Origin of the sequence: Mesorhizobium alhagi CCNWXJ12-2 (assembly GCF_000236565.1) — a bacterium.
Classification (GTDB): domain Bacteria; phylum Pseudomonadota; class Alphaproteobacteria; order Rhizobiales; family Rhizobiaceae; genus Allomesorhizobium; species Allomesorhizobium alhagi.
In genome coordinates this window covers 1-12,454 of sequence record NZ_AHAM01000076.1, presented here as the reverse complement: position 1 = coordinate 12,454, position 12,454 = coordinate 1, and the positions used below count along the sequence as shown (strand labels likewise).

The 12,454-nt window shown below is 62.4% G+C and carries 11 protein-coding genes and 1 pseudogene; 3 read left to right on the top strand and 9 right to left on the bottom strand.

Going from position 1 to position 12,454, the window contains the following annotated elements:
- Positions 1 to 94: 94 nt before the first annotated feature.
- From MAXJ12_RS10485 to MAXJ12_RS10470, 4 genes are read right to left on the bottom strand one after another with little or no spacing between them, the layout of a single operon-like run.
- Positions 95 to 322 (bottom strand): hypothetical protein, encoded by a 228-nt coding sequence (locus tag MAXJ12_RS10485; RefSeq protein ID WP_008835812.1) that lies wholly within the window; start codon positions 320 to 322, stop codon positions 95 to 97.
- 49 nt (positions 323 to 371) lie between these two features.
- Positions 372 to 2,615, bottom strand: coding sequence for a xanthine dehydrogenase family protein molybdopterin-binding subunit (locus MAXJ12_RS10480; RefSeq protein WP_008835811.1), 2,244 nt, complete (start codon positions 2,613 to 2,615; stop codon positions 372 to 374).
- Positions 2,612 to 3,109 (bottom strand): (2Fe-2S)-binding protein, encoded by a 498-nt coding sequence (locus tag MAXJ12_RS10475; RefSeq protein WP_008835810.1) that lies wholly within the window; start codon positions 3,107 to 3,109, stop codon positions 2,612 to 2,614. The genes MAXJ12_RS10480 and MAXJ12_RS10475 overlap by 4 nt, the downstream gene beginning before the upstream one ends.
- A gap of 2 nt (positions 3,110 to 3,111) precedes the next feature.
- Positions 3,112 to 4,506, bottom strand: coding sequence for a cytochrome c (locus MAXJ12_RS10470; RefSeq protein ID WP_008835809.1), 1,395 nt, complete (start codon positions 4,504 to 4,506; stop codon positions 3,112 to 3,114).
- A 238-nt stretch (positions 4,507 to 4,744) separates the two neighbouring features.
- Between MAXJ12_RS10470 and MAXJ12_RS10465 the strand changes: the two genes are divergently transcribed.
- Positions 4,745 to 6,664 (top strand): adenylate/guanylate cyclase domain-containing protein, encoded by a 1,920-nt coding sequence (locus tag MAXJ12_RS10465; protein ID WP_008835808.1) that lies wholly within the window; start codon positions 4,745 to 4,747, stop codon positions 6,662 to 6,664.
- A 169-nt stretch (positions 6,665 to 6,833) separates the two neighbouring features.
- Here the strand turns inward: MAXJ12_RS10465 and MAXJ12_RS38760 are convergent.
- From MAXJ12_RS38760 to MAXJ12_RS10450, 4 genes and pseudogenes are all read right to left on the bottom strand, one after another.
- Positions 6,834 to 6,968 (bottom strand): annotated as a pseudogene (locus MAXJ12_RS38760) (ABC transporter ATP-binding protein); the annotation flags it as partial.
- 483 nt (positions 6,969 to 7,451) lie between these two features.
- Positions 7,452 to 7,799, bottom strand: a complete 348-nt coding sequence (locus tag MAXJ12_RS10460) for a hypothetical protein (RefSeq protein ID WP_008835807.1) — start codon at positions 7,797 to 7,799, stop codon at positions 7,452 to 7,454.
- A gap of 6 nt (positions 7,800 to 7,805) precedes the next feature.
- Positions 7,806 to 8,492 carry a L,D-transpeptidase gene (locus MAXJ12_RS10455; RefSeq protein ID WP_008835806.1) on the bottom strand — a complete coding sequence of 229 codons (687 nt, stop codon included), beginning with the start codon at positions 8,490 to 8,492 and terminating at the stop codon, positions 7,806 to 7,808.
- A 14-nt stretch (positions 8,493 to 8,506) separates the two neighbouring features.
- Positions 8,507 to 9,421: an ABC transporter substrate-binding protein gene (locus MAXJ12_RS10450; protein WP_008835805.1), complete on the bottom strand. Its 915-nt coding sequence runs from the start codon at positions 9,419 to 9,421 to the stop codon at positions 8,507 to 8,509.
- Positions 9,422 to 9,668: 247 nt separating this feature from the next.
- Here MAXJ12_RS10450 and MAXJ12_RS10445 point away from each other — a divergent pair, with 247 nt between their 5' ends.
- Together MAXJ12_RS10445 and MAXJ12_RS10440 are read left to right on the top strand one after the other, a co-directional pair.
- Entirely contained in the window at positions 9,669 to 10,985 is a 1,317-nt protein-coding gene (locus MAXJ12_RS10445) for a nucleotide sugar dehydrogenase (RefSeq protein ID WP_008835804.1), read from the top strand.
- A 9-nt stretch (positions 10,986 to 10,994) separates the two neighbouring features.
- Entirely contained in the window at positions 10,995 to 12,002 is a 1,008-nt protein-coding gene (locus tag MAXJ12_RS10440) for an NAD-dependent epimerase (protein WP_008835803.1), read from the top strand.
- A 34-nt stretch (positions 12,003 to 12,036) separates the two neighbouring features.
- Here MAXJ12_RS10440 and MAXJ12_RS38535 read toward each other — a convergent pair.
- On the bottom strand, positions 12,037 to 12,454 hold a 418-nt coding region (locus tag MAXJ12_RS38535), incomplete at its 5' end, for a hypothetical protein (RefSeq protein WP_008835802.1).

Genomic DNA, 12,454 nt, shown 5'->3' with positions numbered 1-12,454 from the left:
AACGCTGCGGCACATCCAAGGGCCGATCGGGAATTGTTATTCCATGCGGTTCCGCGCTTCGATCGGCCGATAGTCGAACGTGGCTGAGGACGCTTCATATCTGGCCTGATCCGTCGGTTGTAGAAGGCCGCCCGGACGGGGAAGTCTCCGGGACATTGTCCGAGGTTAATTCACCCCGTTTGAGCTTATCAATCGCCTCGTCGGCTTCGGCTTCGCCCAATCCGGCAAGCGGAATGTCAACCGCGACGGTTTCATCGCTCTCGTTGTCATAGACCTCCCAGAGGCCTTCCGAATCCTGCCGTTTGTCATAGTTGGTAGGCATGATGCACCCTCGAGTCGTCTTAGTTCGCATTTTCCCGCCCGAACCGCGGTCAGGCGCCGATGGCATTTCTCACGCGGTCGCGCGTGAACGGCAGGTCGTAGAGACGCCGGCCCGTGGCATTCCGGATCGCATTGCCAACCGCCGCCGCCACAGGGCCTTGGGCCGCTTCGCCGGTTCCCAGAAACGGTTCGCCTGGCCGATCGATGATATGCACCTCCACGCTGTCCGGCACGCTGGCGAAACGAAGGATGGGATAGCTCGACCAGTCGATGCTGGTGATCCTCGTATCGTCGAAGGTCACCGCTTCGTAGAGCGTCCAACTGATTGACTGCAGGATTCCGCCCTCTGTCTGGTTGCGGATGCCGTCGGGATTGACCACCTCGCCACTGTCGATGGCCGAGACGGCGCGAACAACGCGAACACGGCCTGTTTCCCTCTCGACTTCGGCTTCGACAGCAACCGCCAGGTAAGCGGCAAGGGTTTTGTAACGGGCAAAGCCGAAACCCCGTCCGCGGCCGGACGGCGGGGCGGCGTTCGACCACCCGAAACGCTCCGCCGCCAGCTCAACCACGGCGCGGGCGCGCGGGTCTTCGAGGTGACGGAGCCGGAACTCCACGGGATCGGCGTCAGCGGCAAGCGCCAGTTCGTCCATGGTGCTTTCAACGGCGAAGACATTGGCATAGGCGCCCAGCGCGCGCAGCGCCGAGACGCGTAGCGGCATGTCCGGCAGGAAATGCCAGAGCACGCGCTTGTTCGGGAGCACATAGGTAGGATTGGCGTTGCGATCGCCATTGCCAGAGGGGCTGATGTTGAGTTCCGGCGTCTTGGGCGTGAACGACTGCTCCTTGTGGCGGGCAGCAAGCAGCGCCCCTGCGCCACCAGGCCGTGTGGAGTGAGTGTTGCTCCAGAGGTCGTAGTTCCAGCCGGAGATGCGTCCGTCGCCGCCGAGAGAGGCGCGTACCTTGACCAGCATTGCCGGGCCGTAAGGCTCCCAGGCATGTTCCTGCTCACGCATCCATTGAACGCGGACCGGCCGGCCAGGCAGCTTTTGCGCGATCAGCGCGGCGTCCGCAGCGGCATCGTCCGCGCCATTGTGACCATAGCAACCGGAGCCTTCCATGTGGATGACACGAACCTGCTCCAGAGGCATGCCGAGCATCTCGGCGATCGCCTCGCGATCGGGATAAACGCCCTGGGTATGTGACCAGACGGTCAGCCTCTCTCCCTCAATACGGGCCACGGCGCAGGATGGCCCAATCGCTCCATGGATCTGATAGGGCCGCGTGAAGGTCGCTTCAAACGTCTTGCCGTCGCCGATATCAGGCGAACCGCTTTCGGACACCACCCCGACCTCCCGTTCGAGGTCTTGCAGGACTGCCGGCAGATCGGCCTGTTCGGGCAGCGTCGCGACCTCCTCCCACCGCGCAGCGGTTGCAAGTGCCCGCATTGCGGCAACTGCCTGCCACTCTCCTTCCGATACGACCGCCAGGAAGCCGCCGTCGCGAATCACAGACACGACACCCGGCATAGCCTCGACGCCGCTCGCATCGAGGTTCGCAAGGCGCGCGCCCGGGCTCGGCGGGCGCACGACGCGCGCGTGCAGCATGCCTTCCAATCTGAGGTCGTGGACATAGGCGACGCCGCCAGTCACCTTCGCGGGAATGTCCACGCGCGGCATCGGCTTTCCCATCACGCGGAACGTTCCGGGTTGTTTGACACTGGATTGCGGACGTGCCTCGATATGCAGCATCTGCGCGGATACGAGCTCACCGTAACCGACCGAGCGGCCGTCCGATGCGATGACAGCCTTGCCTTCAGCCTTTAGCTCGCCGGACGCGACTGCAAGACGGCGAGCGGCTTCAGCGAACAGGATTTCACGCACCTGCGCCGCAGCATGGCGGATGGCTGTCCCACTGTTCTGCATGGACTGGCTGCCGGCAGTGAAGCCTTCGTCCGGCGTCCGGCCAGTATCGGCCGTGACCAGCTCGATATCGCCAGGCTCGACGTCCAGTTCCTCGGCCGCAACCTGAAGCAGCGCCGTCCGGATGCCCTGTCCAAGTTCAGCCTTGCCGGTGAAGACAGTGATAGCGCCATCGGCGTCTATGCGTATCCACGCATCGAGGAAGCGGTTTTCGTCGAGGCTGCCCGGCAGTTTAGGCGGCTCCGGCGCCGGAGGCTGCGTGGCCTCTTGCGCCAGCGAACGCGACAACAGCGAGAAGCTGACCACAAGCGCGCCGGCGCCAGCGAGGACGGTGCGGCGGGTGATCCCGCCTTTTTCCAGGATATCGGTCATCCCGTCCTCCTGTTCGTGCTCGTCATACCGGCCGACTGCATGACTTCCCCGGCCCGGCGTATTGCAGCGAGAATGCGCATATGTGTGCCGCAACGGCAGAGGTTGGTGCTGAGCGCATTGCGGATATCCTCTTCGCTCGGCGCCGGATTTTTCTGCAGCAGCGCCTGCGCGCTCATCATCATGCCGGGAATGCAATAGCCGCATTGCGCCGCCTGCATCTCGATGAACGCCTCCTGGACCGGCCCCGGCTCCTCGATCGTGCCGAGACCTTCCACAGTCGTGATCTCGCGACCTTCCAGCAGCATGATGGGCGTGACGCAGGAAAGCACTGCTTCACCTTCGACCATCACCATGCAGGAGCCGCATTGCCCGAGACCGCAGCCGAACTTGGCGCCGTTCAGTGAGAGATCGTTGCGCAGCACGTAGAGAAGCGGCGTTGCCGGGTCCGCATCGATCTGGTGTGTGGCGCCGTTGACTTTGAGTGAAATCGCCATTGTCAGTCCTCCGCGCCCACGTTGATCGGCGCTCTTTCAATTCCGTCGGCCGGCCTGATCGAGACCTCGTACTCGCCCGTCCGCGTCCCGCGCACCTGGTCGGCGAGGTCTGCCCAGGCTGGTTCGTCGGAGAAGCGCTCGCGCATATAGGCGAGCAGTTGCGCTATCTCTTCATCCCCGAGTACGGCGGCAAAGGCGGGCATCACAGAACTTGCCTCGCCGTCGGCCGGCGGCAATCCGAACAGCGTGACATTCACGATGTTTTGGGGATTTGGAGCGTTCACCGCCGTGGAGAGGGCGAAGTTCAGCCCGCCGAACGGCTGCGGACGGCTGCCCTCGTGGCAGGACGCGCAAGCGGCGGCGTAGATGGCCGCGCCTGGATCAGCAGCAGCGTCGCCGGAACTTGGATTGCTCTGGCTGTCGGCCGCCGCGACGAGGCCAGGCGACCTGCCCACGACCTCCTCAAGCAATTCGTCGGCCTGCCTGCGGCGCTCCGGCGTCGGTTCTCCCATGACGGAGCTTGTGTAGGTGGCAATCGCATCGATGTCGCTGTCCGGCAGCAAACCAAGATTGCCCGTCACTTCCGCCATCGGGCCGCGTGAAACCCCATGCAGTTCGTGCCAGCCGTTTCTGAGGTAGAAGGCCAGACTCTCCCGGTCCCAGGGGATCGGCGCGGGCGAAGACTCATCGATGGCGTAGGCCTGCCAGCCTTCCGCTTCGCCGCCGGCGAAGTGCCGGTCCTTGTCTTCGGCGCCGAGATCGTTGCGCGGCGTGTGGCACGCGCCGCAATGCCCGAGCCCTTCCGCAAGATAGGCGCCCCGGTTCCACTCTTCGCTTTGCTGCGCGTTTGCCACGAGCGGGCCTTCGTCGAGATAGAGAAATTTCCACCCTGCGAGCAGAGGGCGAAAGTTCAGCGGAAACTGCAATTCGTTCGGCGGCGCGACGGCACTGACCGGCTCTCTTGTCATCAGGTAGGCGTAGAGCGCTCTGTTGTCCCCCTCGGTAACGCGGGTGAAGTGGTCATAGGGGAAAGCGGGATAGAGGTGGTTGCCCTCACGGTCGACGCCTTCGCGCATGGCGCGCTGAAACGCGGCCTCGCTCCAGCGGCCGATTCCGGTCTCCGGATCGGGCGTTATGTTGGTCGAGTAGATGGTGCCGAATGGCGTCGGAACTGCCAGCCCGCCGGCAAAAGCCTTGCTTCCCGGGACGGTGTGGCAGGCGATGCAATTGCCCACCGCCGCCAGTTGCGCGCCTTTTTCCATCAGTGCCGGATCGAACCGGGCGCTTTCGGAGATTTCTTCTGCTGGTATTTCGGAACGCCAGGCAAATGCTGCCAACCCGACAAGCACCAGACCTGCCACGACCGCGACTGCAGCGAGTATCCGCACGGCTCGCATGTCGCCGTCCTCCTCCCAACTTAGTCCGTGAGATCAATCGAACGCGGCGCTCCGTCATTTTGTTCCGAAGGGCGCTTCGCCAGGGCTGGTTGAATCGGTTTTCCGTGTCACCGCCCAACCGCATTTTAGAGTTGAATGGGGTCCGCTTGGGCAACCGCGCCTCGGACACACTGACGTGAATGGCTAGACCAGTTTACGCGTGCTATCTCATTGCCGCGGCGGGTTCGAGGGTAACGACATGGAACGTAAACTTGCTGCCATAGTCGCCGGTGACATCGTCGGGTACAGCCGCCTCATGGCCGAGGATGAGACGGCAACCTACGCGGATTTGCGTAGCGCCTTCGACGAAGTGGTCCGACCGGTTTTCGAGCGTCACAAGGGCCGGATATTCAAGAATACCGGCGACGGCTTTCTGGCGGCATTTCCCAGCGTCAACGAGGCGCTCGATGCCGCGGTCGACATTCAGGACGGCTTTGCCAAACTTCCCCTCAAGCTTCGGATCGGACTCAATCTGGGCGATGTCATAATAGAAGACGGGGACGTTTTCGGAGACGGGGTCAATGTCGCGGCAAGACTCGAGACCATGGCGGAGCCGGGCAGCATTTATGTCAGCGCCGCAGTCGTGCGCAGCGCCGACAGGAATCGCGATCAATATTTCCAACGGATAGGTCTTCGGAAAGCGAAGAATATTCCCGACGCAATCGACGTCTATGTCGTCAGACCGAAGCAGCGGGACCTGGGAGCTACGGTGGGCTGGGTGCAGCGCATCGCGCCAACCGGTCGCCGAGCGATATTGGCTTGTGCCGGCGGTTTGGCCGCCATTGCGGTTGTTGCAGCGACGGTCCCCGAAAACCAATGGTTGTCGGATATGAGAGGCCGCATTGCGCCGTCCCTTGCCTGGTTTTCCGGCGTTCAGAGCGCCGATGCTCGGCCTTCAGTCGCCGTGCTTCCTTTCGACAATATGAGCGGCGACGACGGTCAGAACTACTTCGCCGACGGCCTCACGGAAGACATCATCACCGAACTTGCGCGAAACGCCGAACTTCAGGTCATCGCCCGAAATTCTTCCTTTGCCTTTCGAGGGCAGGCCGTCGACATCCGCGAAATCGGCGCCAGGCTTGGCGCCGCATACATCGTCGAGGGCAGCGCGCGCCGTGAAGGCGATCAACTCCGCGTCGTCGCGCAGCTTATCGACACCCGAAACGGAGCTCATCTCTGGTCACGCAGCTACGATCGGCGCGTCGAGGACGTTTTTGCAGTGCAGACCGACCTGACCTCCGAGATCGTGGCGCACCTTGTTTCCTACGTCCGCGAATCCGAAGTGGCCGAAGCCTCGGATCAACCGACGGAAAATCTGCAAGCCTACGATCTGGTCCTGCAAGCGCGCGACCGATACAAGCATGGGTCATCCGACGGGGCCGACCTTCTGGCGTCACGCGCGCTTTATCAGCGGGCGCTTGAACTCGATCCCGCCTACGCCGCCGCACGCGCCTATTTGGGAATGACCTATATCGTCGACTTCGTCCAAGGGGTAAGCGGCCGAGCAACCCAGACCGACGTCGATGTGGGGCTCAGCGAGGCGCGGCAATCGATACGTCTCAGCCCGAACCTGCCCATTGGATATCAGGTGCTCAGCTTCGGACTGTCGGCCAAAGGAGACTACGAAGAAAGCATGCGGGCAGCCCGGCAGTCAGTCGAACTGAACCCAAACGATCCAGACAGCCTCATGGCGCTGGCCAAGGCCCAGGTGCGTTTTGGCGATTACGAGGATGCTGTCGCCAACGCGGAACGTGCCCGACGTCTGCATCCGATGGCGCCTGAATACTATGTTTACGTCCATGGCCAGGCGCTTTACGCAGCCGGGCGCGTGACCGAGGCCGAAACGGTGCTCGCAGAATGCCTCCTGCGCGCGCCGGCAGACTCGAACTGCCTTTTGATCCTTGCCGCCGTTCAGGTTAACCAGGGAGAATTGGGCGAAGCGCGGACAACGATGGCTCGCCTCCTCGATGCCAATCCGAAATTTTCGCTCATGGCCGAACGGGACTATCGCAGGTTCGGCAACTCGCCGCTTATGGAGCGCTTTCTTTCCGAGCTGGCACAGGCTGAGGCGCCAGAGACGGCAGAGCGGCTGAATCGCGAAAGGAAGCGGGCAGCATAGCCCATACGATCGGCGGCTGGCTCGGGCCTTGAGAACATTGGTCGGGTGGGCAAATCGTCGTCGTGTGCGGATCCTCGATCAGCACTTCAGCCAGTGAGCCGCCGGATAACAGTGACCGATCGATCACTGTGGAACGCCCCTCCCGCTTCAAGGCCGCTCCCCCGTTCTCGATCATCCCATCGACCAGGTGAATGCGGCGATCCATGCGGGCCGCCATGTCGAGATCATGGGTAACCGCAACGACGGTCTTGCCGCCCTCGCGCACGAGCGCCTCGAGGATCGAGAAAACCTGCTGCGACAATCTGCACAAGAGTCAGGCAGGTTGTCCTATTGCCCAATCTATGGGCGAGGATTAGATTAAGCGTTGTCGGCCATCTACTCCTCCCAGATGCGATGCCGGCCAAAGCGAACTCACCTCCTCCCGGGTTCGCCTCAATAGAGCCCGCTGCACCTCCTCCCGCAGCGGGCTTTTTTTGCGTGTTCAATTCACCCTGATCCTGATGCTTCCCGCCTCAGCGTATAGCGGCCATGCGTGACCTCGTCGTTGCAGCCAGGGGCTCAAGAGACGGCGGAAGTGGCCTGAAACGGCGTCGTCAGATCAGCGGCACGCTGAAGACCGCCACGACGAAGAACCAGATCAACAGCGGCAACCCTGAGTTTCCAGTAGTGCCGAAGGCATAGCCACCGCGCCTACCACCATTTGGGACTCGTCAAATCGAAATAGGCATTGTCTTGCTAACGATGCCGAGTACCGGCCGCACCAAAGCGGCGGACGCGAGGCGAAGACTCAAGCCCTTTGCACGGAAATCACATTCCCCGAGGTGTCGACGACGCAGTTGGCCCGGGCGCCGCCGGATTCCAGCACGACCTGGAACGTCTGGGCGTCGATCTGGGACGAACTGACGGGTAGGACGGCGGCGCTGTCGACGCCCAAAGGCGTGGCCGCTGCGGACGCACAGGTCAATTGCAGGTCGGCCGGAGCCGTCTGACCGGTGTTGCGCACCGTGTCGGGTGCAGGTCCGCTGTCTGATACGCAACCGACGACCTGCGTCGCCGCAAGAATCATCGCAAAGATGGTCGCGCGGCTGCGGTTCGAAGCTCGAATGGGCGATCCGGCGGCGAAGGCAGTGGACATTGGCGGTCAAACTCCTTTGTACAGCGAAGCACCCTGCATCAAGACGATGACCTTTGCCCCTACGGCAACCCGGGAGTGAAGGTCGGTGACGTCGTCATTGTTCATCCGGATACACCCCGACGAAACATCGAGCCCGATCGTCCACGGCTCCGGAGTGCCGTGGATACGGTAGATCGTGTCCTGATCGCCCTGGTAGAGATAAAGCGCCCGTGCTCCCAAAGGATTGTCCGGCCCGCCCGGCTGACCGCCGGCCCATTTCCTGGCGTTCGGATCGCGGGCGACCATTTCGGCAGGCGGCGTCCAAGTCGGCCATTCGGCGGTGCGGCCGACCTTTACGATTCCCGCCCAGCCGAAGCCTTCGCGGCCGACGCCGATCCCGTAGCGAATGGCTGTGAAGCCGGGCTGGACGAGATAGAGGAAATGCTGGTTGCCGTCGATGATGATGGTTCCCGGCTTCTCCGCGGTCCTGAACTTCACGATCTGACGGCGGAACGCTTCCGGCACCTGCTTGTGCGCGGCGTAGTACGAGCGCGCTTTCTTGCGGTCGTACTCAACCCATTTGCGGGTTTTCGGATCGAATATCTGCGTCTCGGCGGCATAGGCTAGCGTAGCGAAAACGGCAACGCCGAGCGCAAGGCAGGCTGCTATCTTCGCGCCGAAGGTGCGGCCGCGGGATTGGGAGAGAAATGCCATGGCGCCGCCTCGCTCTATTTCGACCAGGCTTCCAGCCGGTCCGCATGCGTTGCGATCCATTGCTGGGCATACGCCGCGGGATCTTGCCTTTCCACTTCGAGCGCGTAGCTCATCTCCGTGATCTCCTCCGGTGTGAAATCGATGTTGGAGAGAAACGACGCGACCTTCGGCAGTCGCTCGCCCGTTTTCGTCCCGAACGCGATCTGGAAATGCGACGGCGCCCACGCCACCGGCGCAGATGATTTGGAGAGCCAGTTCGCCGGGTCGTCGGCGGGCAGAAGGATGTTCCACTTGGCCTGGTCGTGTTCCGGCTCGGTCAACTCCACGATTTCGTGCAGATTGAAAACATGATGCGGGCTGTAGCAGTAAAATACGATCGGCGTGTTCGTCGCGGCGGCTGCATCGACCGCCGCCATGCCGACATCCTCCGGCATCTCGAGCAGTTTCACCGTTTCGGCGTAACCGTAGCTTCGCGCCCGGATTCTCTCGATGGGGGTCGACGACCACGTCTCCGCGCCGATCCAGACTTCGCCCTGCCCGTCGCCATCTGTATCGAGCACGGCCGTCTTCTCCGGATCCTTCAAATCCGCAACGTCCTTGATGCCGAACTTTTCGGTGGTTTCGCGGGTCGCGCAGAGCCCTTGCGTGGCCGTCACCTTCTTCGGGCTGAGTTGGACCGACTTTCTCTCGTCGACATACTTCTTGACGACCGAATCGAGATTGGGCTGCCAGACTTCCGGGTGGACGTCGACTTCGCCCGAATCCAGCCCGGCGAATATGATGAGCGTTCCCATTTCCCGGACTTCGACATCGAGGCCCAGCTTTTTCTCGATGCCGTATTTGATGATGTTGGCAGAGGCTTGCCCCGACGGCCAGTTGGGCATGCCGACCACGAGGTCGGCTGCAAAACCCGTACTGCAAAACGTCATAAGAGAAACAAGAGCAACGCCGCTCCGCCGCAGCAAGCGTTTTCCTACCACTGGAAACCCTCCAACCGTCGCCCCGACGCTGACAATCGTGATGCCCAAGGGCATTCAGCCACAACCACGGCGTTAGTGCCAGCGCTTTTTTCATTCGCCTACGGCGGCGTATCTTTCGACACAAGCGCCTCATGTGGATCGCGATAGGGACAACTCACTCGGCCCGAAATCGCTTGAGCCAGGGTCGAAATCGTCTATGACCGACGAAGTCGATATCGAAGGGCATGCGTGCGCGATCGTGAATGACATTGGCGATATACGGATCGGGATAATCGGTCTTGGCTATGTGGGATTGCCGCTGGCCGTGCTTTTCGCCAGCCGTTTTCCCGTGACGGGGTTCGACGTCAGCGGGAAACGCATCGCCGAATTGCGCGAAGGCGTCGACCGCACACTGGAGGTCGATCGGCCGGCGTTGCGCGCGACATCGGTAGATTTCACGGCCTCGCCCGACGATTTGAAGTCATGCAATTTCTACATTGTCACGGTGCCGACGCCCATCGACGCTGCCAAGCGGCCCGACCTCAGCCTGCTCAAGGCCGCCTGCGAGACCATCGGCGCGGTCATCTCGAAGGGCGATGTGGTCGTATTCGAATCGACCGTCTATCCCGGGGCCACCGAGGAAGACTGCGTGCCGGTGATCGAGCAAGCGTCGGGGCTCGTCTGCAATATCGATTTTTTCGCGGGCTACAGCCCGGAGCGGGTCAATCCGGGCGACAAGCAGCATACGGTCGACAAGATCGTCAAGGTCACTGCCGGGTCGACGCCGGAAGCCGCCGATCTGGTCGATCGGGTCTACAGCTCGGTCATCACCGCCGGCACCTACAGAGCGCCGTCGATCCGCGTCGCCGAGGCGGCCAAGGTCATCGAGAACACGCAACGCGACGTCAACATCGCTCTCGTCAACGAGTTTTCGAACCTGTTCAACAGGCTGGGCATCGACACGCTGAGCGTGCTGGAAGCCGCCGCCACCAAGTGGAATTTCCTGCCCTTCCGGCCGGGGCTCGTCGGCGGCCACTGCATCGGCGTCGACCCCTATTATCTGACGCACAAGGCGCAGGAAGTCGGCCATCATCCTGAAATCATCCTGGCCGGACGGCGCATCAATGACGGCATGGGCGAGGTCGTCGCATCGCGCCTGCTGCGCCTGCTGATGTCGCGCGGACTGAACGCACCGCAGGCGCGGGTCCTGGTGCTGGGCTTCACCTTCAAGGAGAACTGTCCCGACATCCGCAACACCCGAGTGATCGACGTGGTCAGGGAACTTTCGAGCTACGGCATTGATGTCGACGTACACGATCCCTGGGCCGACCCGCAGGAGGCCGAGGCCGAATATGGCATAAAACTCCAGACCGACCCGCAGGCGGGTGACTATCAGGGGGTGGTCCTCGCCGTCGCCCACGAGCGCTTCCGGGCGCAAGGCAGCGAGGCGATCCGCCGCTTTGTCGCGCCGGGCGGGGTCGTATTCGATGTCAAAGGCGTCTTCCCCGCCGCCGCAAGCGATTTACGTCTCTAGGAGGCAGCCATGCGAATTCTGGTCACGGGCGCTGCCGGCTTCATCGGGTCGCATGTCGCGCAAAGACTGCTGGAGCGCGGCGACGAGGTCGTCGGTCTCGACAACATCAGCGATTACTACGATCCGAAGCTGAAGCTCGCCCGGCTCGCGCGCCTCGAAACGAGTTCCGGCTTTCGTTTTCTGAAGGCCGATGTCGGCGACCGCGACGCCATGCGCGACCTGTTCTCCGGCGGCGGCTTCGACCGGGTCGTGCATCTCGCTGCCCAGGCGGGCGTGCGCTATTCGATCGAAAATCCCCACGCCTATGCCGACGCCAATCTCACCGGCTTCCTGAACATCCTCGAAGGTTGCCGGCACGCCGGCGTCGAGCATCTTGTCTATGCCTCATCGAGTTCGGTCTACGGCGCCAACGCCAAACTGCCCTTCTCCGTTTCCGACAGCGTCGACCATCCGGTCAGCCTCTACGCCGCCACGAAGAAGGCCAACGAGTTGATGGCGCACGCCTACGCGCATCTTTACAGGCTTCCTGTCACCGGCCTCAGGTTCTTCACTGTCTACGGGCCTTGGGGCCGGCCGGACATGGCGCTGTTCCTGTTCACGCGCAAGATCCTGGCAGGCGAGCCGATCGACGTGTTCAACCACGGCGAGCACAGACGCGACTTCACCTATATCGACGATATTACCGAAGGCGTGGTGCGCACGCTCGACAAGGTCGCGACGCCGTCGCCGGACTGGAACCCGATGCAGCCGGACCCTGCCGTCTCGTCGGCGCCATACAGGCTTTACAATATCGGCAACAACCAGCCGGTGCGGCTGCTCGATTTCATCGGTGCCATCGAAAAGGCCCTGGACAGGAAGGCGGTCATGAACATGCTGCCGATGCAGCCGGGCGATGTTGAAAGCACCTATGCCGACATCGACGCCCTCGGCGAGGCAGTCGGCTTCCGGCCCCGCACGCCGATCGAGGAAGGCATCGCCAGATTCATCGTATGGTACCGCGAGTACTATCGCGCGTGACAGCCGCAAGTAATGCGGCGCGCCAAAAGGCAGGTCACTTTGAATCGTCGAGCGCCGGGCTGGCCGCAAGGGGCTGGAGGGACGGAACCGGCGCAGTCGCCTGCTCTTCATTGACGGCTTCGTAGAACCCCAGGTCCCAGAAAACATGTGCGGAAGCGGCCATAAGACCCTCCTTACGCAGTCGCCACAGGAAGTTCTTGAAAACCATAGTGCGCACCGTGGTGCCGTCCACCGCGTCGAAATGCGTTCCCTTGATTCTCGCGAGACGGACATAGCTCGTCCCGTGTCCGCGCATCAGCCGGGCGAGATAACGCCACCCGAAGCGGCGCGGCTCGATGCTTGCCGGGCGCAGCGAAGACTGGCAGGGCCTGTTTGCCGAGCAGATTTGTGATTCTTCGGCGCTGGCAGACGATGGATGGCGGCGGGCCGAAAATCCCCGACCGGGTCTTGCA

Bases quoted from the DNA above. Each gene is read 5' to 3' on its own strand.
- MAXJ12_RS10455 (WP_008835806.1), bottom strand. From the start codon at position 8,492: ATGGCATTTCTCTCCCAATCCCGCGGCCGCACCTTCGGCGCGAAGATA.
- MAXJ12_RS10440 (WP_008835803.1), top strand. From the start codon at position 10,995: ATGCGAATTCTGGTCACGGGCGCTGCCGGCTTCATCGGGTCGCATGTC.
- MAXJ12_RS10445 (WP_008835804.1), top strand. From the start codon at position 9,669: ATGACCGACGAAGTCGATATCGAAGGGCATGCGTGCGCGATCGTGAAT.
- MAXJ12_RS10470 (WP_008835809.1), bottom strand. From the start codon at position 4,506: ATGCGAGCCGTGCGGATACTCGCTGCAGTCGCGGTCGTGGCAGGTCTG.
- MAXJ12_RS10460 (WP_008835807.1), bottom strand. From the start codon at position 7,799: ATGTCCACTGCCTTCGCCGCCGGATCGCCCATTCGAGCTTCGAACCGC.
- MAXJ12_RS10480 (WP_008835811.1), bottom strand. From the start codon at position 2,615: ATGACCGATATCCTGGAAAAAGGCGGGATCACCCGCCGCACCGTCCTC.
- MAXJ12_RS10485 (WP_008835812.1), bottom strand. From the start codon at position 322: ATGCCTACCAACTATGACAAACGGCAGGATTCGGAAGGCCTCTGGGAG.
- MAXJ12_RS10475 (WP_008835810.1), bottom strand. From the start codon at position 3,109: ATGGCGATTTCACTCAAAGTCAACGGCGCCACACACCAGATCGATGCG.
- MAXJ12_RS10465 (WP_008835808.1), top strand. From the start codon at position 4,745: ATGGAACGTAAACTTGCTGCCATAGTCGCCGGTGACATCGTCGGGTAC.
- MAXJ12_RS10450 (WP_008835805.1), bottom strand. From the start codon at position 9,421: ATGACGTTTTGCAGTACGGGTTTTGCAGCCGACCTCGTGGTCGGCATG.